General features: G+C 59.2%; 37 protein-coding genes and 2 pseudogenes. 18 read left to right on the forward strand and 21 right to left on the reverse strand.

Going from position 1 to position 26479, the window contains the following annotated elements:
- Positions 1–193 precede the first annotated feature (193 nt).
- The 6 genes and pseudogenes from ALC15_RS02020 to ALC15_RS43005 all read right to left on the reverse strand — a co-directional run bounded on the left by ALC15_RS02020 (position 194) and on the right by ALC15_RS43005 (position 6505).
- Positions 194–568 carry a cupin domain-containing protein gene (locus tag ALC15_RS02020; protein WP_050626084.1) on the reverse strand — a complete coding sequence of 125 codons (375 nt, stop codon included), beginning with the start codon at positions 566–568 and terminating at the stop codon, positions 194–196.
- Between the two features lie 257 nt (positions 569–825).
- Positions 826–2361 (reverse strand): IS66 family transposase, encoded by a 1536-nt coding sequence (gene tnpC / locus ALC15_RS02025; RefSeq protein WP_162240467.1) that lies wholly within the window; start codon positions 2359–2361, stop codon positions 826–828.
- Between the two features lie 94 nt (positions 2362–2455).
- Positions 2456–2776, reverse strand: coding sequence for an IS66 family insertion sequence element accessory protein TnpB (gene tnpB / locus ALC15_RS02030; protein ID WP_016845823.1), 321 nt, complete (start codon positions 2774–2776; stop codon positions 2456–2458).
- A gap of 23 nt (positions 2777–2799) precedes the next feature.
- Complete coding sequence (tnpA, locus tag ALC15_RS02035; protein ID WP_050625854.1) at positions 2800–3195, reverse strand: IS66-like element accessory protein TnpA; 396 nt, start codon at positions 3193–3195, stop codon at positions 2800–2802.
- 1634 nt (positions 3196–4829) lie between these two features.
- Positions 4830–5860 (reverse strand): annotated as a pseudogene (locus ALC15_RS02040) (IS110 family RNA-guided transposase).
- A 429-nt stretch (positions 5861–6289) separates the two neighbouring features.
- On the reverse strand, positions 6290–6505 hold the full coding sequence (locus ALC15_RS43005; RefSeq protein WP_128089401.1) for a hypothetical protein: 216 nt from the start codon (positions 6503–6505) through the stop codon (positions 6290–6292).
- Positions 6506–6808: 303 nt separating this feature from the next.
- Here ALC15_RS43005 and hspD point away from each other — a divergent pair, with 303 nt between their 5' ends.
- From hspD to ALC15_RS02055, 4 genes are all read left to right on the forward strand, one after another.
- Positions 6809–7264 carry a small heat shock protein HspD gene (gene hspD, locus ALC15_RS02045; RefSeq protein WP_050625855.1) on the forward strand — a complete coding sequence of 152 codons (456 nt, stop codon included), beginning with the start codon at positions 6809–6811 and terminating at the stop codon, positions 7262–7264.
- Between the two features lie 76 nt (positions 7265–7340).
- On the forward strand, positions 7341–7655 hold the full coding sequence (locus ALC15_RS41320; RefSeq protein WP_094193607.1) for a hypothetical protein: 315 nt from the start codon (positions 7341–7343) through the stop codon (positions 7653–7655).
- Positions 7656–7664: 9 nt separating this feature from the next.
- Complete coding sequence (locus ALC15_RS45090; protein ID WP_200914631.1) at positions 7665–7979, forward strand: hypothetical protein; 315 nt, start codon at positions 7665–7667, stop codon at positions 7977–7979.
- Positions 7976–8155, forward strand: a complete 180-nt coding sequence (locus ALC15_RS02055; RefSeq protein ID WP_050626085.1) for a hypothetical protein — start codon at positions 7976–7978, stop codon at positions 8153–8155. The genes ALC15_RS45090 and ALC15_RS02055 overlap by 4 nt, the downstream gene beginning before the upstream one ends.
- Before the next feature lie 1032 nt (positions 8156–9187).
- On the opposite strand, the gene ALC15_RS02065 is transcribed toward ALC15_RS02055, so the two are convergent.
- Both ALC15_RS02065 and ALC15_RS43010 read right to left on the reverse strand, forming a co-directional pair.
- The gene (locus tag ALC15_RS02065; protein WP_347336266.1) at positions 9188–9496 is read right to left on the reverse strand and encodes a DUF6894 family protein; all 309 of its coding nucleotides are present in this window, start codon (positions 9494–9496) and stop codon (positions 9188–9190) included.
- Positions 9493–9810, reverse strand: coding sequence for a hypothetical protein (locus ALC15_RS43010; protein WP_128089402.1), 318 nt, complete (start codon positions 9808–9810; stop codon positions 9493–9495). Before ALC15_RS43010 ends, ALC15_RS02065 begins: the two co-directional genes overlap by 4 nt.
- Positions 9811–10401: 591 nt before the next feature.
- On the opposite strand from ALC15_RS43010, the gene ALC15_RS02075 reads away from it, so the two are divergent.
- The 5 genes from ALC15_RS02075 (at position 10402) to ALC15_RS02095 (ending at position 11990) form a co-directional block, all read left to right on the forward strand.
- The gene (locus tag ALC15_RS02075; protein WP_063781778.1) at positions 10402–10584 is read left to right on the forward strand and encodes a hypothetical protein; all 183 of its coding nucleotides are present in this window, start codon (positions 10402–10404) and stop codon (positions 10582–10584) included.
- Positions 10581–10772 (forward strand): hypothetical protein, encoded by a 192-nt coding sequence (locus tag ALC15_RS02080; RefSeq protein WP_050625859.1) that lies wholly within the window; start codon positions 10581–10583, stop codon positions 10770–10772. The genes ALC15_RS02075 and ALC15_RS02080 overlap by 4 nt, the downstream gene beginning before the upstream one ends.
- 354 nt (positions 10773–11126) lie before the next feature.
- Entirely contained in the window at positions 11127–11336 is a 210-nt protein-coding gene (locus tag ALC15_RS02085; protein ID WP_050625860.1) for a hypothetical protein, read from the forward strand.
- Between the two features lie 246 nt (positions 11337–11582).
- Positions 11583–11768, forward strand: a complete 186-nt coding sequence (locus ALC15_RS02090; RefSeq protein WP_050625861.1) for a hypothetical protein — start codon at positions 11583–11585, stop codon at positions 11766–11768.
- 42 nt (positions 11769–11810) lie between these two features.
- Entirely contained in the window at positions 11811–11990 is a 180-nt protein-coding gene (locus tag ALC15_RS02095; RefSeq protein ID WP_128089403.1) for a hypothetical protein, read from the forward strand.
- A 34-nt stretch (positions 11991–12024) separates the two neighbouring features.
- Here the strand turns inward: ALC15_RS02095 and ALC15_RS45375 are convergent, their stop codons facing one another.
- From ALC15_RS45375 to ALC15_RS02125, 7 genes are all read right to left on the reverse strand, one after another.
- Complete coding sequence (locus tag ALC15_RS45375; RefSeq protein WP_210168573.1) at positions 12025–12309, reverse strand: hypothetical protein; 285 nt, start codon at positions 12307–12309, stop codon at positions 12025–12027.
- A gap of 140 nt (positions 12310–12449) precedes the next feature.
- A complete protein-coding gene (rpoH, locus tag ALC15_RS02100; protein ID WP_050625863.1) occupies positions 12450–13376 on the reverse strand; it encodes an RNA polymerase sigma factor RpoH in 927 nt (308 codons plus the stop codon).
- Positions 13377–13457: 81 nt separating this feature from the next.
- Positions 13458–13961: a hypothetical protein gene (locus ALC15_RS43015; RefSeq protein WP_050625864.1), complete on the reverse strand. Its 504-nt coding sequence runs from the start codon at positions 13959–13961 to the stop codon at positions 13458–13460.
- Positions 13962–13978: 17 nt separating this feature from the next.
- Entirely contained in the window at positions 13979–14299 is a 321-nt protein-coding gene (locus ALC15_RS02110) for a hypothetical protein (RefSeq protein ID WP_050625865.1), read from the reverse strand.
- Between the two features lie 70 nt (positions 14300–14369).
- On the reverse strand, positions 14370–14825 hold the full coding sequence (locus ALC15_RS02115; RefSeq protein WP_050625866.1) for an Hsp20 family protein: 456 nt from the start codon (positions 14823–14825) through the stop codon (positions 14370–14372).
- Between the two features lie 451 nt (positions 14826–15276).
- The gene (locus ALC15_RS47480) at positions 15277–15726 is read right to left on the reverse strand and encodes a hypothetical protein (protein ID WP_063781764.1); all 450 of its coding nucleotides are present in this window, start codon (positions 15724–15726) and stop codon (positions 15277–15279) included.
- A gap of 38 nt (positions 15727–15764) precedes the next feature.
- Positions 15765–16277, reverse strand: a complete 513-nt coding sequence (locus ALC15_RS02125) for a lipocalin-like domain-containing protein (protein ID WP_050625867.1) — start codon at positions 16275–16277, stop codon at positions 15765–15767.
- A gap of 912 nt (positions 16278–17189) precedes the next feature.
- Between ALC15_RS02125 and ALC15_RS02140 the strand changes: the two genes are divergently transcribed.
- A complete protein-coding gene (locus tag ALC15_RS02140) occupies positions 17190–17423 on the forward strand; it encodes a hypothetical protein (RefSeq protein WP_094193643.1) in 234 nt (77 codons plus the stop codon).
- Between the two features lie 273 nt (positions 17424–17696).
- Here ALC15_RS02140 and ALC15_RS41340 read toward each other — a convergent pair whose 3' ends face one another.
- The 3 genes from ALC15_RS41340 to ALC15_RS41350 all read right to left on the reverse strand — a co-directional run bounded on the left by ALC15_RS41340 (position 17697) and on the right by ALC15_RS41350 (position 18834).
- Positions 17697–17858: a DUF2934 domain-containing protein gene (locus ALC15_RS41340; protein WP_094193608.1), complete on the reverse strand. Its 162-nt coding sequence runs from the start codon at positions 17856–17858 to the stop codon at positions 17697–17699.
- On the reverse strand, positions 17855–18064 hold the full coding sequence (locus ALC15_RS02145) for a hypothetical protein (protein WP_050625871.1): 210 nt from the start codon (positions 18062–18064) through the stop codon (positions 17855–17857). The genes ALC15_RS41340 and ALC15_RS02145 overlap by 4 nt, the downstream gene beginning before the upstream one ends.
- Before the next feature lie 428 nt (positions 18065–18492).
- A complete protein-coding gene (locus ALC15_RS41350) occupies positions 18493–18834 on the reverse strand; it encodes an ATP dependent DNA ligase (protein ID WP_244485889.1) in 342 nt (113 codons plus the stop codon).
- Between the two features lie 773 nt (positions 18835–19607).
- On the opposite strand from ALC15_RS41350, the pseudogene ALC15_RS02150 reads away from it, so the two are divergent.
- From ALC15_RS02150 to ALC15_RS02155, 3 genes and pseudogenes are all read left to right on the forward strand, one after another.
- Positions 19608–19977, forward strand: a pseudogene (locus ALC15_RS02150) (transposase); the annotation flags it as partial.
- A 281-nt stretch (positions 19978–20258) separates the two neighbouring features.
- On the forward strand, positions 20259–20489 hold the full coding sequence (locus ALC15_RS43020) for a DUF6894 family protein (RefSeq protein WP_128089404.1): 231 nt from the start codon (positions 20259–20261) through the stop codon (positions 20487–20489).
- Between the two features lie 5 nt (positions 20490–20494).
- Complete coding sequence (locus ALC15_RS02155) at positions 20495–20887, forward strand: BLUF domain-containing protein (RefSeq protein WP_050625873.1); 393 nt, start codon at positions 20495–20497, stop codon at positions 20885–20887.
- Positions 20888–21149: 262 nt separating this feature from the next.
- Here ALC15_RS02155 and ALC15_RS02160 read toward each other — a convergent pair whose 3' ends face one another.
- Entirely contained in the window at positions 21150–21575 is a 426-nt protein-coding gene (locus ALC15_RS02160) for a DUF3775 domain-containing protein (protein ID WP_050626087.1), read from the reverse strand.
- Between the two features lie 374 nt (positions 21576–21949).
- Here ALC15_RS02160 and ALC15_RS02165 point away from each other — a divergent pair, with 374 nt between their 5' ends.
- Complete coding sequence (locus ALC15_RS02165) at positions 21950–22672, forward strand: type 1 glutamine amidotransferase domain-containing protein (protein ID WP_050626088.1); 723 nt, start codon at positions 21950–21952, stop codon at positions 22670–22672.
- A 145-nt stretch (positions 22673–22817) separates the two neighbouring features.
- On the opposite strand, the gene ALC15_RS02170 is transcribed toward ALC15_RS02165, so the two are convergent.
- A complete protein-coding gene (locus ALC15_RS02170; protein ID WP_050626089.1) occupies positions 22818–23138 on the reverse strand; it encodes a co-chaperone GroES in 321 nt (106 codons plus the stop codon).
- Between ALC15_RS02170 and ALC15_RS43025 the strand changes: the two genes are divergently transcribed.
- Both ALC15_RS43025 and ALC15_RS02175 read left to right on the forward strand, forming a co-directional pair.
- Positions 23137–23370 (forward strand): hypothetical protein, encoded by a 234-nt coding sequence (locus ALC15_RS43025; RefSeq protein WP_128089405.1) that lies wholly within the window; start codon positions 23137–23139, stop codon positions 23368–23370. The two genes, ALC15_RS02170 and ALC15_RS43025, sit on opposite strands and share 2 nt — an antisense overlap.
- 168 nt (positions 23371–23538) lie before the next feature.
- Positions 23539–24552 carry an NADP-dependent oxidoreductase gene (locus ALC15_RS02175; protein WP_198960815.1) on the forward strand — a complete coding sequence of 338 codons (1014 nt, stop codon included), beginning with the start codon at positions 23539–23541 and terminating at the stop codon, positions 24550–24552.
- Between the two features lie 210 nt (positions 24553–24762).
- On the opposite strand, the gene ALC15_RS45380 is transcribed toward ALC15_RS02175, so the two are convergent.
- On the reverse strand, positions 24763–25242 hold the full coding sequence (locus ALC15_RS45380) for a hypothetical protein (protein ID WP_128089406.1): 480 nt from the start codon (positions 25240–25242) through the stop codon (positions 24763–24765).
- Between the two features lie 102 nt (positions 25243–25344).
- On the opposite strand from ALC15_RS45380, the gene ALC15_RS47790 reads away from it, so the two are divergent.
- Both ALC15_RS47790 and ALC15_RS02185 read left to right on the forward strand, forming a co-directional pair.
- Entirely contained in the window at positions 25345–25527 is a 183-nt protein-coding gene (locus tag ALC15_RS47790) for a DUF6894 family protein (protein ID WP_430649131.1), read from the forward strand.
- 68 nt (positions 25528–25595) lie between these two features.
- Positions 25596–26342, forward strand: a complete 747-nt coding sequence (locus ALC15_RS02185; RefSeq protein ID WP_094193610.1) for a TMEM175 family protein — start codon at positions 25596–25598, stop codon at positions 26340–26342.
- The last annotated feature ends 137 nt before the right edge of the window (positions 26343–26479 follow it).

Consider the following 26479-nt stretch of genomic DNA (forward strand, 5'->3'; position numbering starts at 1 on the left):
GTCGGCCTCTGTCGTGGGTCAAGGCAGCCCTCGGCAGCCAGCATGCCCTTGGTCGGGTCACCTCTCGGAAGCGGACATCGCCGCGCTCTGGGCTGAGGTCAGCCACGGGCCACTTCCAGACTTATGCACCGCAGCGAAGCGACGCCTATTCGATCACTAGGCGTTCGTTAATCGCTTTGCCAAGAGTTTTCGCTCATTTGCGTTCAACCAAAATCCCGTGGCAGTCGGCGCCGCTGACATTTTCAGCTGAATGCGAGGCGGTCACCGGACCTGAGGTAACCGCTCCGGCCTTACCCGGGAGGTCGCGCGTTGAACCGTCCGGATTGTGGATACGCAGCGTGCAGTCGTCGAGAGCATAAATTACGAACGGCAGTGGGTGCGAGTGCGGCTTGTCGGTCACACCCTTTTTCCAGGTCGCTGCGATAACACGGAAATTCTGGTCCTCGAAAATGACCTTATATGTGTCAGGGTCGGCTTGGTATGTCGGCGGCGAGTTCTGGGCAATAGCTACGGACACGATCATCATAGAGGCGGTTACGCACAATCCCAATGTCGCAAGGCGGGGCATGAGAAAAGACCTTTCATGCATAAAGCCGCTACAAAAATAAGCCGACTAAGCTCATTCGTTCTTGGATCTAGATCAAGCGCTGGTCGTTAGTGCCGATTATGCGCACAGTGTTCTCGGAGACTGACATAAGCAAATGTTTCTACTTGCTGGTAAATCTTTCGGCCGCACTTTGAAAATGAAAGAGGCCGCCAGCTACGGCGTACGCATCCGACCAGCACCCCGGGCAGGCGCGCCGGTCTGCGGATCTGCGGTGGCGCTCAGGCGGCAGCCGCTTTGGACCGTCGGGTCGCCTTCCAATTCCACGGGAGTAGATCGACGACTCTGTTGACGGGGTGACCTGGAAGCCTGGCCAGCACGTCGGCGAGCCAGGCTTGCGGATCAACGTCGTTCATCTTGCAGGTTTCGATCAACGTATAGATGGCGGCGGCGCGACGTCCGCCAGCGTCTGAACCGGCGAATGTCCAATTTCGTCTTCCGACGGCCACACCGCGTAACGCGCGTTCGGCAGCGTTGTTCGAGAGGCAGATGCGGCCGTCGTCCAGGAAGCGAGTGAACGCCGCCCAGCGGTTGAGCAGGTAGTTGATCGCTTTTGCGGTATCATTGCCTGAGGAGAGCAAGGTCCGCTGCTGGCGCATCCAGATCTCGAGATCAGCAACGATTGGTGCGGACTTCTCTCGACGCACCGCAAGTCGCTGTTCTGGCGTTTTGCCGTTGATGGTGCGCTCGATCTCGAACAGGATATCGATGCGTCGCACGGCCTCGCTGGCAATGGGCGCCTCTCCAGATTTCGCCAGGTCGAAGAACTTTCTGCGACCGTGGCTCCGACAGGCCGCTTCAAGGATCGGAGCCGGCTTCCTTTGGGCCTTGTAGAGCTGGTTATATCCATCAAAGGCATCGGCCTGCATCAGGCCCACATAGCCGGCAAGATGGCTTTGCGGGTGCTCTCCAGCCCGGTTGCGTGAGTAGTAGAACGGGGCCGCCGGCGGATCCGCGCCGCCAAACGGCCGGTCATCGCGAACATAGGTCCAGATCCGGCCGGTAACCGTCTTAAGCTTGGCCAGTACCGGCACCGTCGTGTCGTCGGCGTGGATGCGTTCCGCGCTCATGACGTGGATCCGGATGGCCTCAATAATGGGATCGAGTGCGACCATGCAGGCGCCGACCCGATCCGCCAAGGTCGAGACGTCGATCTCGATCCCCTCACGGGCATAGGTCTTGCTCTGTCGGTTCAACGGCTGATGCAGCAGGAACTTGTTGACCAGCACCATCGCCAGCAAGCTCGGCCCGGCGAAGCCTCGCGGGATCGGATGGAAGGGCGCCGGAGCCTCTGTGATCGCCTCACAATCTCGGCAGGAGAACTTTTCGCGGACATGCTCGATAATCTTCCAGCGCCGCGGCTCGCACTCCAGGGTCTTCGATACCACCTCGCCGAGCTTGTGCAGTCGGTCGCCGCCGCACTTGCCGCATACGCAAGGCGCGGGTTCGACGACGCGTTCGATGGGCAGATTGTCCGGCAACGGACGTCGCGGCGGCCGTGGATTTTGCGCGCGCTGCTGTTTGGCGGCTTCCGGCGCTGCGAACTCGGCCTTGGTTTCCTGCTCCGCCTGGGTCTCTTCAAGATCCTCGATGGCGAGTTCGAGCTGCTCGACCAGCAGCTTGCCGCGTTCAGAAGATTGCCCGAACTGCTCTCGCCGTGCCTTGGCCAGCATCAGCTTCAGCCGCTCGATTTCCAGCCGGCCGACGGTCACTTCGCTCTTCGCCGGCGTCAGCTGTTCGCGCTGCGCAATGATCATCGCATGCGCAGCGGCAAGGTCGGCGGGAAGCGGATCGGCGGGCGTCGTCACGAAGACGAATCAACCATATTCGTCGCAAAAAATCCCGCTCGATTTAACCGGAAGCCTGTGGACGCCAGGTTGCCTGCGGCATCCGCCAATCAATTCCGGACAGAAGATACGATAGCTGCGCAACGCTGATCGTCACAACGCCGTCCGCCAGCGATGGCCACAAAAAACGCCCGCGCTCCAGCCGCTTCGTGAACAGACACGCGCCTTGGCCATCATGCCAGATGATCTTGATCAGGTCGCCGCGGCGGCCCCTAAAAACGTAGAGATCACCAGCGTGCGGATCACGCTTCAAGCTCTCCTGGACCAGCCGCGCGAGGCTCGGGAAGCCGCGGCGCATATCGGTGTGGCCGGTCGCAAGCCACACTCGCACATTACCCGGTATAGCAATCATCGGCGCTCAAGCACCTCGAGGACCCGCGCCAGCGCTTCCGGATCGACGTGCGCGTCCACTCGGATGGGTCGCCGGTTGCCAAGGTCGATCTCGATCAATCCAATACGCGCGGCTGCCACAGACCGCCCTCGGCTATCACCCGCAGATAAGAGCTTCGGAGTTTCCTCCGCTTCCGTAGCGGCGATCTGCACCGGCACAAAAGATGGTACGGCCTGCTCGGATGTCCGCGCTTGTCGACGCCAGGTGAACACCAGGCTGGCCGCTACGCCGTTGCGACGCGCAACCGCAGTGACCTTTGCGCCCGGCGCCAACGTCTCCTCGACAATCCGCGCCTTGTCATCCTGCGACCAGCGCCGCCGCCGCTCCAGCCCGCCTAAAACCTCGACCCGCATCGCCTGATGACCTTAAAGCTAGACTTAAGGTTACACGCTTGGCCAATTACAGCGCCTCAGACAAGACGGCGCCCGTCGGATGCGTACGCTACGGCGGCCTCCACCGGACCTGCTTAAAATAAAGCGATCCTCCGTTGCGCAATCGTGGGCAAATTGGATCTGGCCAGTCTTTGCAACGTGTTTGGAATGTGCCCGGCCAGGATCGGTTTAGCTTTGATGGACGTCAAAGGCGGAGGCGGGAGAATGGCCGCCAACTGAGGCGGCCTTAGGTGCGCGGGCGTGTCGGCTGACGCGACGGGACTTCTGTTCGGCTTGGTGTTTCGGTACGCGCTGGGTCCGCAGGGCGGGACGGTTCCGGATTCCGATTACTGCGCGTCATCCAGTCCGCAAGGCGATGGAGGTTCTTTCGCCATGCGCTCAGAGTAGTTTCTGTTGCAGGCGTATCATCGTCCATCCGATAGCTTTCTAAGGTCTGCCATTCGCTCAACCGAACGAACAACGCCCGGCAACCGAAGCCGCCGGGCGGTAACTGTTCTCTCCATGTTGCCCGTGTATCCAAACATTTCCGGCTGACACCAACCTTACGGGCGACCCGCAATAACCCGGGTGGTATTCCGATATCTTCATAAGAATCGATTAAGGTATCAGGTTTACCTTACCGCTCGTCTGGACCTTGCCCGTCCAGACCACCTGCATAGTGATGCCTTGGAATTGGAATTCGGCCCCGTCACGTTCTCAGCGTGGCGGGGCTTTTCCGTTTGAGGCCGCCAACTGAGACGGCCTTACTTATCGGTAGGAAATTCCAGCTTATAGAGGCTTTCGCGTAGCTCGGCCTCTAGCTCCCGGATGTGCTGAGCTGTCGGGCCATCCGGATATTGCTCGGCTAGCTTGCGGCAGTGCGCCAGCTTCCGCTCGATCGACCGCTTTTCCCTCTCCAGTTCCATGCTCGTTAGATACACGCTGGGCCGTAAAGAGACGGCCCTAGGCGCGGTACGTCCTAGGGCCGCAAAGTTCCGCGCGCTTTGATGCGCGCATTCATCCTTAAATGAATCAAGGCATCGTGACAGACCGTGGTTCCACTTAAGGAGAACCACGTAAGGAACGAGTTTGCCGCGCTATAGAAGCGCGTTATGCCCAAGACGGTGCGTAGCAGTCCAGACGTTCCGGCTAAGCGACTTAGGACACTAGCGGATTCAAATTAGGATACGCGGGGTCAAATATGGACAGCCCCTACCTAATGAGAACAAGTTGAGTACGGCGAACGAGTCCGGATTGGGTCAAGAGCCGCCATGGCGACCGAGCCGAGCACTTCCAGTTCACCCGCATGAGCCGACGTCCTCGACGGTCATGCAGACCGTCAGCTAAGGGCCATGTGTGGACGGCTCCTGGTTGGCAAGGAGAATCTTCACTTTGCGGCGTTGGTCGGAGCGGCCATGTGTTCGGCCTGTTTGCGCGGTTCACTTGACCGCTGGCCATAATGCCCTCCGCGGATCAGGTCCCGATCAAAAGCACGCATTCGAAGATGCCATGGCCCATGTGGGTTGTCCTGATCGCCGGAGCGATCGGCGCTGCATTAAGTGCTGTTCGCCCTTCCAACCGTTACGTCACACCGGCGTGTCCGGCTGTGATCTCGTTTACGCCGTGAGAGCGGCGGGTTCCTCGTAGCGTTCGTTCCTGGCCATCATCGCCCAGGCCATCCTGGCCAGCTTATTGGCGAGCGCGATGGCGGCGACCTTGGTGGGTCGCCGCGCCAGCAGCGCGGTGAGCCAAGGGCCGATGCCCCGTGCCATGGATCTTGGCATAGCGGATCACGGCGAGTGCGCCTGCCGTGAATAGGCTGCGCAAATAGCGATCACCCTGCTTGCTGATACTGCCAAGCTTATCCTTGCCTCCGCTCGAGTTCTGCTTCGGCACGAGCCCAACCCAGGCGGAGAAATCCCGGCCCGATCGGAAGGCCTTGGCATCGGCAACGCTCGCAACTAGCGCTGTTGCCAGCGCCGGCCCGACGCCAGGGATCGCTTCCAACTGTTTGCTCGTCGCGCTTGATCGATGCCAGGCGATGATGCGTCGGTCGAACTCCAGGATCTTTGCCTTCAGTGCCCGCAACTGACTGCCGAGAGCCGCAAGACACGCACGGGCCACCTCTGGGAGCCGCCGGTCAGCTGTATCGGCGACGACTTCCAGCAGTTGCTCGACACCCCGGCGCCCGACCGGGGCAACAATCCCGAACTCAGCAAGATAGGCGCGGATTGAATTGGTGACGGCAGTCTGCTGGCGGATGAAGAGATGGCGCGCTCGATGAAGCATCAGACAACTCTGTTGCTCGACAGTCTTGGAGTACGAACCGCATGTTGGGTCTCGTTACCGCCTCGCAAATCGCCTCCGCGTCCGTGGTGTCGTTCTTCTGCCGCTTGACGTAGGGCTTCACATAGGCCGGAGGCATCAACCGCACCGTATGCCCCAACGCCTGCAGTTGGCGGGACCAATAATGGGATGACGCGCAAGCCTCGATCCCCACCAGGCACGCCGGCAACTTTTTAAAGAAGGACAGCACGAAACGACGTTTAAGCTGGCGGCGGATCACCACCTGACCGACTGCATCGACGCCATGCGTTTGAAAGACCGACTTCGCGATATCCAGACCAATCGTCGAGACTGACTGCATAGGCTGCTCCTCCGAATCGTGGGAGCCTCAAACGACGCCCACTCCTTGGCACTCTCGTGCCCGTGGAGGAGCCGTCCACAGCATCAAAAGCAGACAAAGTGATCCAGTCAAGAATGCGTTTCTTTAGAAGTGCGCAAATTCGATCCGTTCGCGGACACGATTGGATGTCTTTCGCTTCCCAACCCAGATTGACAGCGGAAGCGCCCCTGTTCCGATCGACAATCGAATTCGATCGTCTCTTCGGCTTGGCGGAAAACAGCTCAGCGGGCCACCGTGCTTGGTTCACGGTCCTTCCGCCACGGTTTGCCTCCCAGCAGACGTCTCCGCGGCCGGTCCGCTTTCACTGTTAAGGCCCGTTGCGTCATGAGGTTTCGCTGACACCGGCATCGGGGCTGACGGTGACTGCTTGCCGCCCTGCATCGGCCAGCATCAGGCCGACAGCTCTGTGGCTCGACGGGCGCGCCGCCGACGCGAAGGCTTTGGTCCTCGTAGATGCTTGATGGCTTCAACCGCTATCGTGTTTTCATCCCCTATTCTGCCCTTAACAAATTCGACAACCCGCTGTCTGGCTGCAGCTTCTTCCTCAGGGCTAAGGCTAATCATCAACCCATAAGTGCGGATGACCCGCTCGACGATGTTTTCCACGTGAACTCTCCCGAAAACCGCCTAACGCAGCCAGAAAACCATTGTTCCCTTACCGAAGAGCGACACTTGCGGACGGCCAACTGTCCGACTGCCTTCGCCAACTCCTCAGCCCGGCTCCACAGCCCCATTTTCCGCTAGTCGAATTTTCTTCGTACTCCCCTTGACACTGCCAAATCCTAATCTAATTCGTTGCTCGTCGGTCCATCATGGTCCGATATCCTGGGCGCCAATCGGGTCCAGGACAGGGGCACCGGTCGTGTCCGGTGCTTCTCATACCCATCTTGCTCTTTGGAGGATTTGGCTATGCGCACGTACGATTTCTCTCCCCTCTTCCGGTCGACGATCGGGTTCGACCGTCTCTTCGATTTGGCTGAAACAGCTCAGCGGGCCACCGAAGACAACTACCCTCCCTACAACATCGAACGACTTTCCGAAGATCGCTACCAGATCGCGCTTGCGGTCGCAGGCTTCTCACCGGATGAAATCTCAGTAACCGCTGAGCAGAACGTCCTTACGATCGAAGGCAACAAGGTCGAAAAAGCTGAACGCGACTACCTCTATCAAGGTATCTCGACCCGTCGATTCCGGCGGCAATTCAGCTTGGCTGACCATGTGCTGGTGAAGAATGCCGCCTTCGACAACGGCCTGCTCAAGATCGAGCTCGCGCGCGAAATTCCGGAGGCGATGAAGCCGCGTCGGATCGCAATCAACGCGACGCAGCCGAGCCGCCCTCACCAGCTCGAATCCGCCGCGGCCTGACACGCGCGAAGCCGCGTCCGCATTCGCCGCACGCGGCTTCAACCACAGCAATTTTCGTCTTGGAACGGAGGCAAACATGCGGCCGACGACCGCCAATGTCTTTTCGCTGAATGTATCTCACCGCAACGAGGCGCAATTCAATCATCCCCTCGATGTCCTGGCAGACCTGTCTATGACCAAGGAGGAAAAGCGCGCACTCCTGGCGTCCTGGGCATCTGATGCCGCCGCGGTCCCATCCTGTCCGGGCTTACGGGCGCCTGCGGATTTAAGATCACCGGTCAAGATCGACGTCATTCTCGACGCCCTTTGCCGTCTTGACAACGATCCCCACCATCCGCCGGGAGGCAAGCCCTATCGTCTTCGGTCAACCTTTCGTCCTCTGGCAGCCTAGGAGGGTGACATGGACGACATCAACCTTCCGAAACACATCGTGGACAGAATCGAGGCCCGCTGGTGCGCTCGGCGGCCCTCGACAACAAAAAGGCGCGAGATCGTGGATCGCCAACTCGAACAACTGCGGGCACGTCGCAACAACGTCCGACGTTATCGGTGGCTGCTCAGCACAAAGCTGAACGACCTTGAGCGCAACTTCATCGAACGACGTCTCTCCGAGGAATCCTCGGCGATAGAATATCTGGTTGCTGAGATTCCCCTTCTCGTTCGTCAGCAGCCCCTGCTCGACGCCGGCATCGAACCAGAAGGTGCCTCACCATGAGCACGACGCAGTTTCTGATTCATGGAAGCGAGAAGATAATCGGCCACTATCGGTTTTTGCTCGACAGGGCGAAAACGGAGCAGGAGCGGAAGGAGTTTACGGAAAGGATCGACGAGGAGAAGCGCAACCTGGAACGGCTGCTTGCCGAGTTCGCTCAGCCAGCGCAAGCGGCCTGATCGGTTATCATCCCACGCGAACATGGATGGCGAGGGTCAGACCATGAGAACGCCGATATCGGCAAGGGACCTGGAGTTGGTCGCTTTACGCGAGATTCGCAGCTTTCCCGGCGGCGAACATGTGTGCCACGTGGAGGTCGTTCAGGCGAATCCGGATTGGAAACTTCATGCCACAGTCAGGGACGGCGCCGATCTCGAGCGAATCCAGCACGCCACAGGAGCCACGGAGTTCAGATTAAAGCATCGGTATGAATTGCGAACCGACTGGTGAACGAACCACGGCGGAGGCCTCCTCGGTTAAGCCCGTAGTTTTACGGAGATGCCATGGCACAAATTGCACATGTGCTCGACGCCTGTCAGCGGTATTCTGAAGCGCCCATATCCCGGAGTTGAGCCATGGGCAGCGAGCTCCTCAAAAACTTCTCCATCGTCCTTTTTGGACTGAGCCCCTTCGTAATCATCGGCATAGCGATGTTTGCGCAGTAAGCACGACCTGGCTCGCACGCGCCACACGAGCCGGTAGAAGGCCCCAGCAACTGCCCCTAGGCCCCCATAGGTTGCTGGGGCCGCTCGCCTCCAGGACGTTGCATGTGCGAGAAATGCATTGAGCTGGATAGGGACATTGCGCGGTACACGGAGCTTTCCGGACGCACCTCGGATCAACTTGCCCTGGATGTCATTGCAGCCCTGTTGGGCAAGCTCCAGTCAAGAAAATCGAAACTGCACCCGGAAAGGCCAGACCGGGAGATAGCAAAATAAGAGGGCTCCGTTCGAGATGCGCATCATCGTGCAAATCACGCACTGAGATGCTTCCTAAAGATTACCGTGTTACAATTGAAGCTAGGCCGGCCATCTCACTCAGCACGGGACGCCCGGCCCAAGCTCGCGCGGTCGTCTCCGCCACAAGGGACGACCGGCGCGGGTGGATCCCCTTATTCGACAGGAAGTCGAACCCGAGATCGCTGGAAGTTCGCCGACAGGATGCGGTTGCTTGACAATCGACAAGCGGTGCCAGTTATTCCCGATGATTGTTCATTGAATAACCTTCTCGAGGCCAAATGTGAACTTGAGTTTCATCACAGGGCCAACGTCGTCGCGCACCTCAATGGACATGTCATGCTCGCTGACAGGCGTAGAGCTCCATATTACATCGCGCGCCATATCGGCTAGCGACTTCGCCGCCTCGAGCTGGACCGCCTGCATGCTCGACAGCAGCAGCCCCTCCTCGTCAAGGACCAGTCCATCAGCGTCTCGAAGATCGAAGAAATATCGCGTCATTGCGAAGCACTCCAAGTCTGCCTTGCGCTGCTGGACCACGTTAGCATAGGTGGTGGCAGTCAAACCGCCGTAGGATTCCGGTGTTCAGTATAGTTCCACAGAACGACGGTGCGTCTATTTGCACCACGATAAAGCACGACGCCCTCTCGCGGCACCGAGGCCGAGCTAAAGCCGACGTTGCAGACATGCGCGCGGGCGGCAAACAGTAAGAACCTGACGCCGGCCACCGCCGCCAGGCGCATCAGGTTCCGACGACCCAGCTCTGCGTGTCTCTCCCCGCGATAGTCGGCCCGGCGGCGCTGCTCGAGCGTGTTGGCAACAGCCAGACGCAGGACGTCGGCGCCCGCGACCACGACCGGGGCGGCAACACCGATCACGATCGCCCGAATCGGGCCAGGCGCAGGCCGCCGGCCGCGCCCTTTGCTGCCAAGATCCGCGCCGCAGTCAGCTAGGCGAGCACGCCGCCGCCTGCTAGGCCGCTCCGAAGACCACGCCGGCCCATTCCTTGGCGCGATCGGTCAACGTAATTGTCTACAGTCCCTCCTCACTCAGCCGAATGGACCACGTCAGCGCGGCTATTTGCGAAAAATGCTGCAGCTTGTGGCATTCACCAGCGAAGTAACGAACCGAATAGGCGCTCGCAGTGGGCGCAGATCGAGGCAGCCGTCATGCCCTCAATACGATATCCAGTATGGAGACCCATCGTCCAGTCGGGCTACGGCGTAGTAATGCCAATGGAGACCTTTACTGCGACAGGGCCCGAGATCGAGCCGGCCGTTCTGCTGGACAAGCGCGATCGGCATTTATGCTGAGGTCTTCAAGGTTGGCACTCAGAACACACCCCGAGCATTGGGGGATCTGGGTGTTAACTATGAGCTCAGCCGAAGTCTTGACAGCAAAAGCGCGCATTCTACGTCTTGTGGACACTTGCATCGCAGGACCGATATTCCACCTTCAGAGTGACGATGATGACCGATGAGCAAACGGTGCGCCTCCGAGCGCACGACGACAATATCGGCCGCTACCGCCGACTTCTCCAAACCCAGATATCGGATGTCGAGCAGATTTATATTCAAAGCCGCTTTGCCGAAGAACGGAAGGCATTCACGGCGGTGGGCTCGATCACCATCGCTACAAGAGCTACCCAATGAGTGATTTGACAGCACTTCCGCTTGATGAAGTCATTCGGCTTCGGTGGGTATTACGGGACATTCGAGCCAAGCGGTTTACCCTTAGCCCGGTTAGCTCGTCTGACATCGAGACCCTGCGCGATATGGGCTATGTCGAAGTCGTAGGCGAGTTGCCGGTACTGACACCCAAGGGCCAGGAGCAAATCTAGTTGCAGCATTTGCAGTGTCGGAATGAGCCTATGTTACTGCGAGAGGCCAAGCTTTGCTCGTTTTCGACACTCCCGACCAGGGGGCTTCCGATCAGCGACGCTGAGGCCCTCTCAATTCTGATCATCTCCCGCGACCGAGCCACCTGTGGATACCACTAGCCAGTCATAAGCTTCACGGCGAACCGAGGCGACGAGGTCGTATATTGAGGAACTAATCGCATCGGCCGGCGTTACGCGGGTTCGGAGCATTTCGTGGGGGAGCGCAGTGAAACCCGAGCGCCTGCTTCAGTTCGCCATCTTTGGGCTGTTCGTTTTTTCGGCCGTCCTGGCGTCTCTGTTGGTGTTGAGTCCGCAATGAACTTAAAGCGTCCGTCGATCGTCCTTAGCGTGTCGAGTCCCACCGCTGTTTCACGCGGCGGCAGCATCATCGTGCTCGAGGGCACGGCCGAGGACGACGCCATGAATGTGGCCGCTAAGATTGCTCAGGAAACCGGGCGCTCCGTCACGGTGCGCGGTGTAGATATGCGCGTGCTCGCCACGATATCGGCACCTTCGATCAATTGAACTCGTAAGGACAGAAGCCGACTTCAACTTGCACTGAGGGCGAGCTATGGCGGTTTGACTGGGCTGGGGTCGGGCCACTGCCGCCGGCCCCGGCGAAGGATCTCGCGCGCCGCGATAGAGGCTTCGGCCATCAATAGGGTGCTGATGGCGAGGATTGCCCCGGCCACTTGCACTCCTGTAACCTCTAGGAATGAACGATTTCCTAGGCCTCTCCGATATAGCGGGCGACAAGCTCGGGGATCGCTCATGAACGACCCCACAGCCGAGGCAGCCCGCCTGATGAAGATCGCCGAGGCGATCGTGTACGAAATGGACCGTCAGGGAGTTGCCGACGCCGTTGCCGATCTCGGGTTCAACGTGATGGAGCTCGCCAAGGTGGTTATCCGCGCGGCAGAAAGAGATGTGATCCCGTTTCGAAAACCACAACCCTGATACACCTTTTCCTCCCCCATGCCCTAGCCAGCGCCCATGCACATGACCGAAGCTGACACCGCCAGACTGATGAGGGTGACCGAGGCGATCGTCCGTGAGCTGGACCGCCAAGGCATCGCTGATACGCTGGTCAATCTCAAGTTCGATGCCCTAGAATTGGCCAAAGTTGCGATCCGCGCAGCCGATGGTGTCGTGGTCCCGTTTCGAAAGCCGCGGCCCTAATGAACCTCGTCCTCTCCGCAGTCATAGCAAGGACCTACAACTTGGCAGAGGCTGGTCGGCGCCGCTCACGCGTCTGACCGAACCGCCTGTCGTTTGATGCGTCTTTGCGCGCCGGCGGTGCCTGCGCTCGGCTTTCAGCCCTTACAGATTCCAGCGAGTTGACGCGCGCGCTCAGCGCACCGAGTTGGTCAGATATTACCTTTCGCTCACCCTGCTCGGCGGCAACCTTCTGCTGAATGTTACCGATGAGCTGCCTACCTTTTTGGTCGGCTTCAATCCCCTGCATCGCCTGCTGTACGGACGCTGAAGTCTGCTTCATCTGCGCAAGAGCGGATCTGGTGGAGGTGCGACGGCCGCTCGCTAAATCCCGCGATAGGTCGTGCCGCGCAGATGGCTCCCGCCCCGGCCATGCTGTTCGCGGTCATTAGACAAAGAATGAATTGCGTTAACATCGCTCGGTCAAGCGGCTGAGCCGAAAGTGTGGTTACCGTTCCTTCGAATGCCATCTGGACTTTTCAGACAGGCTCCTCCTGCCAGCATCGCGGACTGCACCTTTTCAAATGACCGTTGCTCGATTTGGCGGACACGTTCGCGCGATATTCCGTACTTCAAAGCAAGCGCTTCGAGCTTCAGGGGATCCTCACTCAAATAGCGCGCCGTGAAGATATGCCTTTCACGGGGGCTTAGCTTCTCAATGGCTGCTGTTAAAGCTTCGCGCCGTAGAGCCAATTCCTGGTTCTCGGCCAACGTCACGTCATGAGTGGGCGACGGATCAACCAGCCGTTCAAGGGCATCGCCGACGTCCCCGGCATCGTTGTGACGTAAATTCAGGGACAGGTCGCCACGCAGGCGACGGTCCATATTCACGACTATACGTTCGGGTACCTTGAGGTGAGTGGCGATCGCCTTGACCTGTTCTGGCCTCAGATCCCCGTCCCCCAACGCGGAGATCGCACTCTTCGATTGCCTCAGTTTGAAGAATAACTTCTTCTGAGCAGCGTCCGCCGTGATCTTCACCAGCGACCAAGAGCGAAGAACAAAATCCTGGATCGTTGCCTTGATCCACCACACGGCATAGGTGGAAAGGCGGATGCCTCGCTCCGGATCGAATCGTCGCACGGCCTGCATCAGGCCGACATTGCCCTCGGAAATGATATCGGCAACAGGTAGTCCATAGCCTCGATATCTCATGGCGATCTTCGCGACGAGACGCAGATGGCTTGTCACCAGGCGATAAGCCGCTTCGCGATCACCGTGGTTTCGCAATCGGCGGCCAAGGGTGGTCTCTTCATCCTGAGTGAGGATGGGAAATTTTCTAATCTGCGCCAAATAGTTGGTCAGCCCGTTGCCGAGCAACGGCAATTTCTGAGAAACAGTTTGAGACATTTCCCCTCGCAGTGCTGGAAGATATTTCCACCCCTGCCGCGCTCTCGTCGGAGTCGCGGCAGAGCAACAATAAGGATCGATCTACGGGGCGGGACTATCGTTCGCCTCATGGCTGCCAAAACGTCGGCCTTTTCGGTTGGAGCGATCGATCCTCCGATGCAAACCCAACTCCAGAAGGCGTAAGGCGTCCACGATGTCGTCGAAACTCACAGCGCCATCGATTGTCTGGTTCGATTCTGGATCGTCTTTCACTGCGCAAGCATCCGCGGCCCAGGACGACAGAATGGCCCGTTTCTCGTACGATGTAAGGTCGCAGTCATCCACAACGTCCATTGGATGACCGAAAGCCTCGGCTGAATGTAGCAGCCCGGCCATCTCCAAGTTCGTTGTCCGGCGATCCATCTGCAGCGAGAGGCGATCGGGAAACGTCTCGTGCAAAAGAGCCTCCACCGAACGCTGCTCTTCGCTTATCCGGCGTGCGATATAGGTTCGCTCCAGGTCCGAGAGCCGCGTCGCGAGCAGCCTGCGGTAGCGCCGAATATTTGCGCGATGGGCACGCAGGCGTTCAAGATTTCCCTCGATCATAACTCGTCCCCTTCGGCTCAGGCGGCCAAGGCACGTTCGGTTGAGCGCAACCGACAAGGCTTTCCTCCCGGAGGATTTCGGGGGCCGCCGTCGAGTTCGCGCAGCGCCTCGAGGATTTCGTCGATCGATACGGGCTTCTTCAGTCCGGCGGGCGAACGGAGCGACGGGCACGACGCTATCGCCGATGCGTTGGACGCCCAGGCTGCCAAAATTGCCCGCTTCTCGGCCGTCGTCAGGCCGGCGTGGCACACGACATCCCTGGGGCGTTCGAAAGCGGCGACAGAATGCAGGAGCGCGTTGAAGTGAAACACGTTGTCGTCAGCGGTCGTCGGCCGCATGGTAACCTCCTTTGCATTGACGACGAGCGGCAGCCGCGCGAAGCCTCGCGCGGCGCCGGTCGGAGCCCGCTCAGGCTGCCTTGGCTTCCAATTTCTGGACGTTGTCGGTCGACACGCCACTGATTGCGATACGGCGCGGCTTCATGGCTTCCGGGATTTCCCGGACCAGCTCGATCTTGAGCAAGCCATTGTCGAATGCGGCCCTCTTGACCTGAACGTAGTCCGCCAGGCTGAACTGCCGCCTGAAGCTCCGGGCTGAGATGCCGCGATAGAGGAAATCGCGCTCGGCCTTCTCCGACTTGCTGCCCTCAACGGTGACCACGTTCTGTTCGGCCGTGATCGCGATCTCGTTGGGCGCAAAACCCGCGACCGCTAACGAAATCTGGTAGCGGTCCTCAGTCAGTCGTTCAATATTGTAGGGCGGATAGTTGTCCTCGCCGGCCCGTTGGGCCATTTCCGCAAGGTCAAAAAGGCGGTCGAAGCCAACGGTCGAACGCCAGAGGGGCGAGAAATCATAAGTGCGCATAGCCAAATCCTCCAAAGAGCAAGATGGTTACGAGCGGCACCGGACACTTCCGGTGCCCGTCTCTACGGCCTGAACCCATGGGGCGCCCAGGCACCACCGTCCGGTGGTGACGGAAAAATTAGCAAAGTCGTTTTTGGTTTCAAGAGGGGATCCCAAAATTTTTAGGGCTTGGTCCCCGCTGACGTCCGCCTCTAACGAGTACTAAGCGACTTATGCGCCCGAGCCCGCAATTCGGACAGCGAGGTTGAGCCACAGCCTCGCTGCCCTCGAGAGCCAGGGCTGAAGGCTGCATTCCCGGCTCATCCACTCAATCGAATCCAGATAGGGCTGGACGGAAGCGGTGGTAGTTCGCGCGCTCGGGCATCTACTTTGAGGGACTCTCCAGGTTCTAGGCAACCGCCGGGAGCAGCATTGCCGCAAAAGCGAAGACGCCCGTTCGCAATCTCGTTGTTCATAGCCTTCTCCTCCATGTCGGGACGGAGGACGAAGGCGTATCCAACTCGCAGTTCAACCACCTCGATGCGGCCGATCGAGAGAAACTGCAACCGAGGGAGCCGAGTGAGGAAGTGGGACTACTCATGGGGCAATATTCAGGGATCAGGAGGCCTTCGACGAGGCTCTCCAGCACGTTGCGAAGCGCGGCAGTCGCCTCGTCAGCCGGCACGCCTTCGGGCGGCTGTTGCCTGGCCAGATCGACGGCGCGATCGCGGGCGTGCGGGTCGCCTCGGTCCTTGGCCCCGTGCTCCTCGCATTCGTGGATGGCGCCCACCTCCTGCAGCACGTTGATAACCCAGCCTCGCACCGTTCGGATCGCTTTCGGTCGCTCTTTCGTCATCAGCACCGAGATCACTTCTGCCTGGATGAATCTTTCCGCCGCCCGCTCGTTCCGGGCGATTTGCACGCATTAGGGATTCCAGTGGGGAGGGCTCGGCGGCGGGCTTACTTTGCCCGCTTGAACACGAACCCCAACGTAATGCCGGCCGGGGTGCGCGGGTTCGTGAATTTCAATTCATCGTCGCTGATCGAGGTTATTACCCGTCGTTGATTTGGTGCTCCGACGAGATTGGGGAACGAGCTCGTCTCGATGTTGACGTGGATCGTCTTGGTGTCTTCATCCAGAGTGTACGTGCCGGTATATGCGATGACACCCGACGCGATGGCCATGGCCTCCTCCGGCGAGGGGCGCGCGGAGTCGCCCGATAAATACTTCGGAGCGTCAGAGCGCACGGTAATAAAATGAAAACGCCCTTCGGCAGTATAGGTGACTGCGCCTTGCAGCTTTGGCCGCTCTACGGCGCTACCATCCTCGCGCGTGGCGGTGCTCGATGCGTATATCCAGGTGCCTACCACCTGATCCTTGAGAGTCTTGCCTTGGCAAATTCCGTCCTCCGGGAATCCTACAATCGAAATCGTCGCCGCCGCGAAGAGTCCGAGTGCATACCGCCTGTTCATGAGACGCTCCTGCTTCCTGACAATGCCGGCAGCTTACGTGGCGCGCCGATCTCCAGCAACGGTCCGGAAGCGACGCGACCGTAAGCCTCAGCTTGCGGTGCGTCGCCCTTCTCGCCTGCGGTCCTACGACGGCGTGACGATTGGCGACTTGGTCGCCGGAATGGTGTGGGACGACGAGCCTGACGCTGTCTTCGGCGACAACCGTGCGATGTTCTTGCGTGCCCTCAAGGCGATGCCGAGAGGAAGGACGCTCGCGCTGCGAAGGCGCTCCTCTCCCCATAGAGTCTCCGCGATTCGATCGCGGCCTTTCTGAGGTGCGCCGTCGAAAGTGCGACCGAGAAAGGGTCCGCACGGGGCTGCCTTTGATTTGCGTCGCGCCGCTCGTGGACGACGCTGAAGTCCGGAAGTTCCTGCAAAGCGCCGCCGCAGGCGGCGCGGCGCTAGTGGAAGGCCGATTCCGGGACGCGATCGCCGCCGGAGAAAGTCCATCAGACTTTCCTGTAGCCGTGCGCGCGAGCCAGACCTTGGCCGCGCTCTGACCATGCGGCGCAGATGGGTTTCTCGCGCAAGGAGCAGGTCAAAGACGCCGAGGAAGCGGCCGACTTGGTGCTCCTTCCGCGGCGTGGCAATCCAGAACCTTGATGCCGATGGCGATAAGGTCGAAGCGAACAACCGACCAATTGGCATCTAGCCTCCCCAGCCAATTGCAGGGAACGTGGCCCTTCTCGCAAGGGAACCGGCCTTCAGTGTGCTCGGATGGTCTGTGACTGATAACGATATTATAGCCCAAAGCCGAAGATTGCCGACAGGCCCGCTCCTCGGAAATAGAGATCCAAGCTTATGGCCTGCGGCTGCAGTAGCCGCTAGATTGAAGACGATAGCAACCAGCGTCGGGCCTCCGAATTGGAAGGCATGGCAGAGTCGTTCGGCAACAAGTTCACGGTCGTCGAAGTGTTTGCAGACGACACAAGGACGACGCAAATTTGGATTGCGCGGGCCAAGCCCCGTCAGGCGATCACGTTGATACTCGCTTCTGTTCCGGAAGGTTGGACCGCAGAAGTTCTGGACATCAGCGTGACGTCAGAGCAGCAGAAAATGCTCGAAGAACTCGATCTTCAGCCTGGAGATGTGCACAAGATCAGTTGAGCGGATAAAGCCGCTGAGTGATTTGGGCTGGGTTCGAGTCTTTCGGGGTGAAGTCGTAAAGCGCCAAGCCGTTAATGCCTGCTCGGTAGTTCGCCGTTGACCACGTGGCCAACATCAGGCGCCTCGATGCCGGCGTCAATGTTGTCCGACCGGTTTCACGCGCGGGGCATTCCGGCGCCCCATCGGCATCCCCCGGGCTCGGCGGTCTAGGCCAGATGCGGATGGCTTTCGCACACCAGCCGAGACTATGGCAAATGGGGCCGTTGGGGTTGATCACAGCGTGTCGGGTGTCCGCAGCGGCGAGGACTTATCCTCGTTCAATAGCTCCTGCTCGGCCAAGCACCAAAACTCTTCATCCCGCCCTTCCGGTTTTCCCGCCTTCTCCCACAGCTCGTAAGCGCGGGCGGCAACGGCCTCATCGACCCGCTTGTTCATGCGGCCTCTCGCCTGGTCGCCCGGTAGACGTCGATGGCGAGGTTGGCCAGCATGAGCTTGCGTCGCTCACCAGCGAGCGCCATTCGGCCAACGGCGCTCACAAGAAACTGGCTGGTCTCGTAGCCATCGATGATCTCGCCAGAGCGTTCGAGGAAATCCCAAGCGATCTGGACAGATTCTTCGACCAGGATATGTAGTTCACTCATGAATAGACAACGTGACTTGAGGTGCGCCGTTCCTAAAGCAAAAGGCCCCCGCCGGATACGGGGGGCCCCTAGGACTTGGAGGAAGGAAAATGCCTCGAGCCCTATTTCGGCGACTGTAGCCCGGTGAACTCATCCACTCGTCGAGGTGGGCTGCGGTGTCAGCCTGCCGGGCCTTCTTCACGAGCTGGTCTCGTTCTTCACCTGCCGGCATCTGGCTAGCTTGTTCGCGGCTATCCGCCGCGAACTTCCTGAGCCGTTCCTGAAGGGTTTCTGTTTGTTTGAAACGACGCCGCTTCTTCATGGCGCTGCTCCCTGTTGGTGTGGGGCGGGAGCGCTGTGATGGGCGATCTCATCACCGGTGGTTGCCTTGGATCTCACGGTGGTGGATCGAACGTAGGGTCGGAACACGATATTTTCCACAACCTAAGTTACTTTCTTGAAATCCCCTTGAACGAACTGGCGCGTAGCAATCCTTCCGACGTGATGTCGCGGTATTCAATTTCCACTGAAAAAACAGGCTCGACCCACGTTGCTTTCGGTTTCCTGAGGGACTTACTCAATTTGCTCTTTGGGCCAGCTACGCTGTCTAATGCTTTGCGGATGCTTGCCAAGGTCGTCCGATTCCAGCCCGTGCCGACCTTACCATGTAGACCGGACCCTTGCCTCTCTGCTTGCCGAGCTAAAGCGCCGCGAGACCGGACGGGTCTTTTTATGCTGAACGGCTTTAATTTTGAGCCAGGCCTCGTTGCGGTCGGACCGGTATAGCGCATCCGTCTTCTTCGAGATGATCCCCTCCTAGTTGAGCTTGGGCAGTCATGAGGTCATGTTCACCAATCCGATGGCCTTGGCCGAGAAATTCGTCGAGGCTGGTCGCGACTAACGGAGGATGCGCCCGACGCGTGCGCCGCCGGCATGGAGATAGCCCGCCGCGACACCGTGGCGCGGGCAAAGCTTAAGGACCTTCTCCCGGTCTTCGATGAAGGGTGGCGCGACGGCCTATGGAAGGATCTCGCGCTCCCGCCGAAGCCGAGGGCTGGGCGGAGGTCCACCGGCCATCAAAGATGGCGAAGCTTGGCGCTCGCCGCGCGCGTCCGAGGCTCTTCGGCCGGCCTTAAGCCTCGGCCAAACCAAGCGAGACAGTTCGGTAAAAACGTCAGTTGGCCTCAATCCGTCATTGAAAACCAAATTACCCAAATTATTCCCGGCGTTTCTATTTTCGGGAGAACGACCTCGGCGCTTAATGGGGCTCACCGGAATTCGCATGGTCGGTCATCGGATGCCATTCAGTCCGGGACGGAAGTCGTGATTCCCGCCGATGAAACTAACCTCAGATCGCCCCTATTCCGCCCCCGACAAAGCTACCCGCAGGGTCACGGAGCACGCGCGGGCGTTTGAGCCCGTGGTAGATGGCCGGATCAATTGAGAAGATCAACGCACCGATGCTCTACCAGGACAAGGCGACGCCGGTCGGGTATTGGGCCGGACTACACCAGCGATCCCCGAACGCGAGCGTCGGAGATCGCTACTCCCAGGAGTATCTTGCTACACCAACATCGAGCACGGGAATGACGCTGCGCCGTTACTGGTCGACAGCAGCGTGACAAGACTGCGCGATTAAGAGCCAATCTACGCCGTCAAAGGAGCGCCGCATCACGCGCTGGGAGCATGAGCATGTGGTCGAGGAGGTCCAGAGACGGCTCGATTCCAATCCCGACGCCATGCGGACACGGCTCGAGACGGTCGAGCATCCCTTCGGCACGATCAAAGCCCGTATGGGCACGCCCCACTTCCTGATGAAGCGCCTACGGAACGTCGCTGCCGAGATGGCGCTGCATGTTCTCGCCTATAACCTCACACCGGTGATGAACATCCTCGGCAAACAGAGCCTGATCGCAGCCATCCGTGCCGCCTGACGGCCAGAAAGCGCGTCCAAAAGCGCAATACCGCGTCGCGACAACCACTTTGGACGGCCATGGACGATCCGACGCGAGAACATCGGCCGGCGACCCGCGGCTGCGCGTTGCCTTATCCGTTTGCACAAGACCAAGACCCTGAGCGGATAATCGCATTGCACCGGGCGTCCAATGCCACTGCGGCTGCGGCGTTTTCGGCTCGGAGTTTCCCACCCTACCCGGATATTCACTTTTGAACCAATCCGCTCTTCCGTCTGTTGACTCATGAATGGAGAGCCCCAATGTCCCGTTACTACTTTCATCAGCATGTGCGCGGCGAAAAGACTGAAGATGAGCGTGGGGAACTATTCCCGTCAAACGCAGCGGCATGTCATCGAGCCAAACAGCGTATGCCGGCCGCCCTGAAACGAGCTGCGGTGCGTTCCCGCAATACCTATGTCGCCACCGAGGTAACGGACGGCAAGCACACCCTATTTATAGTGAGGGGAACAGTCATCGTTGAACAGCGGTAAGACCGATGTTCGCAACGTGGCTCTACGTCAGCTCCAGTTTGCTAACGCAGAATGCTGACGCCGAGATCGCCAATATTCGAAGTATCGCGGAAGCTCGAAATTCTGAACTTCGGCTGACGGGTGTTTTGCTGTTGTCCGGACGCCACTTTGCTCAGTTTCTTGAAGGCACAGAGCCTAATCTACATATCATGAAGACTTCGATTTGTCGCGATCATAGGCATACGGGCATTGTGACGCTGCCAACAGACCCTGTCGAAAAAAGAAGGTACGGGCGTTGGGTATTGGCTTATTCGGGCTGGGCCACCCATATTGACAGGGTCCTTTCTGACGCCCTGCGCAAAAATGACGCGCGAAAATTACTGCGCTACATGGACGAGTTTGTAGCGAAGCGTCACTGAACTCGATGTTCCATGCCGCGGTGCATGAGTCCGGAAATGGCCCATCTCCGACGTCAAGCTCAAGCGAATTGTCCGCTTCGCGCCGAGAAGGGCCCTAGTCTTCGATAATCGGACGCAATCGACCCTCACCTCTGAGTGAGCGGCTTCAGAACGGCAATACGGCTTCTGAGCTCGCCCAATTGAGCTTCCACGTTCTTGAACGAAACCAATATGTTCAACCGAGTGATCGCGATGACCCTCTATTTGGGTTTTCGAATTCTTATCAGGGCGCGGGCGCCTCATCGACCCATGATATCCCGAACTTGTCGAGGCCCTCGGCCAAGAGATCGCCCAACAGCGGCTCCCCGAGCAGGTAACGGACGGTTTCCCACCGCGGATTGCGGTATCCGCTCCGCCTCTCGGCTGCCTGGCTACGCAGATCATCCCACTCGTTGATCGTGCCATCGTCACGTCCAAGCCACATCAACGCGACAAGGTCGATCTGTTCGTCCTCGTTCAACGCCCTAATGAAGCTCGCCACCTCGGCAGCGACAGAATCGCTGCCGTCGTCCTGCAATACGTCGACTTCAGCATCGTCAATAGGATTCGATCCAGACTCCTCGTCGGCCGGCAGATCCTTGACATCAAACTCATGCGCTTTTTCGATCAGAAAGCCGACCTTATCGCGTGAAACGGTTAGCTCGGGCATCGCTTGCTCCTTTGTTGCGGGAGTTTCGATCAACGCGCCGGACCGCAGGATGATCCATTGTGGTCAAGAACGTGCGCCGCACGATCCAACCACCTACTACGGTCAACCGAGAAGGATGCACGGATTATCCCTCGCCAGAACAGGACCGCAGCAATGCCAAAGGCCTGTGCCGATATGCATTGGAGGTGACGTTCAGAGCGGATGGGGTGCCACGCCATGAAAAATCCTGGGCTCGCCAGGGGCGACATAGTCGCGCGACCGACGGGGCTCATTGAACTTTGACGGCAAAACTGATGACCCTCAATGAACATCGAGCAACGATGCCCGATGCTCAGTGCCACCAAGGAGGTGCTAATCTGAGGAGCAAACCCGAGATGAGGATATTGATGGTACTAACCTCGCACAGTCGACTCGGGGACACCGGCAAGAAGACCGGCTTCTGGTTCGATGAATTCGCTACGCCCTACTACATCTTCAAGGACGCCGGCATCGTTCTCACACTTGCATCTCCCGAGGGAGGCATGCCCCCGGTCGATCCGAGAAGCGAGTGGGCCGAGGCGGAAACTGCAGCGACGATTCGCTTTCAGAGCGACAGTCACGCGCAAACTGAGTTGGCGAACACCCGGATGCTGTCGAGCATTTCGGCGCGCGACCATGATGCCGCGTTCTATCCAGGTGGCCACGGCCCGTTGTGGGACCTCGCCAATCACCCTCATTCAATCGCACTGATTGAAACCATGTTCTGCACGGGGCGTCCTTTAGCGCTCGTCTGCCATGGCCCGGGCGCGTTGCGTTACACGATGGCGCCAAATGGCCGTCCCCTCGTCGCCGGAAGATCCGTCACTGGATTTTCCAACTTCGAGGAGGCTGCAATTGAGCTGACGGACGTCGTACCCTTCCTGGTCGAAGATATGTTGAGGAGCAACGGCGGCAATTATTCCCGGAACAGGAAGTGGCAACCCTATGCGGTCTCCGATGGCGATCTGATTACCGGCCAAAATCCAGCATCCTCGGCAGCTGTCGCCAACGCTTTACTTCATCGATTACAAATCAAGCGACAGGCCCGAAAGATGGCAACCTCGGCTCGGAGCGCCTGAATAGTACTGCGGGTTGGCCGGGGTGTGGCGCGATGGTCTCGCCACCACCGCGATGAGGGCGAGTTCGACACCGCTTCACCGATGAACCGGACTCCCCATGGGCTTGCTCCCTGGAGACGAAATCGATGCCGTCGACGTCTGCGCACTACGCCGCCTTGGCCTGCGCGCGAGCCTTTCCTTCGATCACACCGAGGACGTCGGCCTCCTTGAGGATGAGCCGGTCCTCACCGTCCACCATTATATCGGTGCCGGCCCATTGGCCGAATAGCACGCGATCGCCGACCTTGACGTCGAGCGGAACGATCCGGCCGTTCTGGTCACGCGTGCCGGCTCCGACCGCGAGCACTTCGCCTTCCACTGGCTTCTCCTTTGCGATGTCCGGGATAATGATGCCGCCGGGCGTCTTCTCCTCGGCTTCGATACGTCGCACCAGGACGCGATCCTGCAACGGCCTGAATCCTTTCATGATCGAAGTCTCCTGGTTGCCGTCATTGGCAGTCAGCATGCGCCGACGCGCACACCCGATCATTGGCAGTCATCAAGAAACACGCAATCAACAAACCGCTGCGGGGAAGCCCGCAGAGCTAGACGGCAACGTGCCGGTCGATTGCCGCCGCGAAGTCGGCGAGGTTGCGCTCCAATTCATCCATCCGCAATCATCGCGATTGAACGGATTCGGACCACTCGCGACAGTCTGACAATCGGATCGAGACTTCCGGGCACGCCAGACTTGACTCCCGTCAGCGCCCCCGGCGACAGCGCGGAAGGTGGCAAGCGCCATTTGAATCGCAAAATTGACCAACGTCAGCGCCGCCGCCGGTTATCTCGTTCACGCATACCGATCTGTCAAAATGAGGACCGTCGTCATGCTCGATCGCACGCGCCGTGCCGCGCTTCCAAAGCATCATTCGATGTCTGTTCCCCGGACGATGTTCGCCGCGGCCATCGACCGTTTCGGCGGCCCCGATTTGATCACCGGTCACGCGCTGCCAGTGCCAACGTTGGATGCCGGCGAAGTTTTGATCGCCGTTGATACAGCCGGCGTCGGGGGATGGGACGCCGATATCCGCGACGGACTATATGCCCCTCGCAAGCCGCATTTTCCTCTTGTGCTGGGCTTCGACGGCGCCGGCGTTGTCGCTGCCGTCGGAGCCGGGGTTCGCCGGCTCAGGGCCGGCGATCAGGTCTATTCTTATAGCTGGCAGAATCCGAAAGGCGGATTTTATGCTGAATATGTCGCGGTGGCCGCCGATAACGTGGCGCCGATTCCGAAGCGGCTCGACCTGCGGCACGCCGGCGCTATTCCCATTACCGGGCTCACCGCCCTCCAAGGCATCGATGATGCGCTCGGATTGAAGAAGGATGAGATCGTGATCATTCACGGGGCGTCAGGAGGGGCGGGAACCCTCGCTATACAGTTTGCAAGACTGCGCGGCGCTCGCGTGTTTGCCACGGCATCGGGCAAGGAAGGCGTCGAGCTGGTGCAAGAAATGGGAGCCCATGCGGCGGTCGATGGAAAACGTGTCCACATCGACGACGCCGCAAGGCGTTTTGCACCCGATGGCGTTGATGCCGTGCTGGCGTTTGCCGGCGGCGACGCGCTGGAGCAATGCCTCAATGTGCTCCGGCCTGACGGCCGTCTGGCCCATCCGAATGGCATCGAGCCAGCGCCAAAGAAGCGGCGCGGCATGACTTTGATCCGATACGACGCAGTTGCCGGGGTTCGCGAATTCGAGCGTCTCGGCTCGGCTGTTCAAGCTGCAAGGCTCAAGATCCCGATCGCCGAATGCTATCCGCTCGTCAAGGCTGGGAAAGCGCATCAGCGCCTTGCGGAAGGCCACGTGCTGGGCAAGATTGTGCTCGCAATCCACGGCACATGAATAGGCCCACTGCGGCACAGCTGAGAATCGCGATGAAAGGCAAGAAGGAAGCGTGCCGCGGTTCCTTCGCGTGGAAACATCTGCACTATGCGCCCTCTAATCGTTGACGCTCATCAACGGAATGTCGCGGATTTCGATGTACTCAGTGTTAAAGAAGCAGCCGATCATTGTGCACGCGGTATTTCGCGCGCCTTGTCTTGTCTTCACTTATTAATGATGGAGGATACGATTGCCGAAGACCTCCCTTGTTTCAATCATCAACGACGCAGCCTCCTCGCCCGAGGCGTGGCCGGAAGCGTTAAACACGTTGACTGAGGCGGCCGGCGTCGGTGGCGCTGCATTAATCATTTCGAACAAGACCACTCGACTGGTAGAAGAGGCCTGCTTTTCCGGCTTAGCGCCGGGTTCAGATCCGACTACGTTCGACATTACGCTGCCGTGGATCCCTACGCGCCAATGATCGACACAAATTGGACAAGGCTTTCTGAATGTCTTCCAGCCTCGACGCTGCGGATAAGCGAGTGGTACAATGATTTCGTGCTGACGTGCGGGGTATCCGATATCCTCGGCGTCCGGCTGGCGGAAACGCCGCATCATCGGGTCATCTTCGGTATTCACCAGCGGATCGGCCGCAGCTTTTCCGGCGAGGTCGAGCGGGTCATCGATCTCGTCAACGTCTCGCTGAGGCATGCGGCCTTACGTCATGTCGAACGTCTTGCGCCGCCACGATGGAAACCATTCGGTCAGTCCCAAACGAAGGCCGCAGCTGGAGCGAACAGGTACTATTTCCACATTGAGAACGGCAGCCGATACCCAGACGAGACGGGATCTACTTTTTCTTCCCTTGAAGACGCGATGGCCAATGGAGTTGCCCTTGCGAGGGAACTCGCAGAGGATGGCACCTGGCATGGTTTCTACGTCGTCGTGGCTGACCGGCAGGGTCGGGAAATTGGCCGAATCCGGATAGGTCTCTAGGCACCACTTCCAGAAGCTGTTGACGGCTGTCATGGACTGAAACGGGGTCACGCGCTTGGTAAGACCCGATGAACACCAACCAGCAGGAAGCAGGCCGGACCGCCGGGGTCGAACAGAGTTCGCCGTGGCCCCATGTGCGGTTGGCAGAGACTGATCGGCTTGAGACGTTCAGCGACAGCGTTCTGTCGATCACGATTACCCTTCTTGTCGCCGAGATCGTCCGGCCCGAACACGGTCCCGGCCAGCTTTTGGAAAGGCTCGCCGCCCAGTGGGCAAGCTACATCGCGTTTCTAGCCTCGTTCTGCTACACCGGCGTCATCTGGCTAAACCATCGTGCGGTGTTTGCGCGAGTGCGCTATTGCGACCGCAGCCTTCATCTGGCTAACCTCTTCCTGCTATTCACGTCGGCGCTGATCCCCTTTCCTACAGCGATCCTTTCGACGGCTATCCAGAGTGGCAACGAATTTGACGCCAGAATAGCAGTCGCCCTCTATGCCGGCATCGCCGGAGCCATGTGTTTGGCCTGGCTCACCCTGTTTCATGTTCTAAGCATCCATCCCTACTTGGTCGAGACTGGCGTAGACCAAGGCTTCTTTCCCAGAGAGCGCGTGCGTGCCACGCTTGGTGTTATCGCCTATACGGTCGCGGGCGCGGCGGGTTGGCTATCAACGCCAAAAGTCGCCCTGCTAATCTTTCTTGCGCTGCCGGTCTTTTACGGCATTACCAGTGAGGGGCTGACCGAAACAGGCATACGCCTTCAATTCGGAAAGGCCCGCCGAGCAACTCTCATCAGTCGCAGCAAACTTTCCGAATGACCGCTGGAATGGACCGCGGTCGAACGCCCCTTCTTGCAGCTTCCACAGCCGACCGCCAATAGGCCCGCATCGTTTGATCGGCAAGCGATCGCATTTGGCAGCGAGTTTATCGCCATTCCAGACCTGCCTGAGCGGCT

Source organism: Bradyrhizobium viridifuturi, assembly GCF_001238275.1.
Lineage (GTDB): Bacteria > Pseudomonadota > Alphaproteobacteria > Rhizobiales > Xanthobacteraceae > Bradyrhizobium > Bradyrhizobium viridifuturi.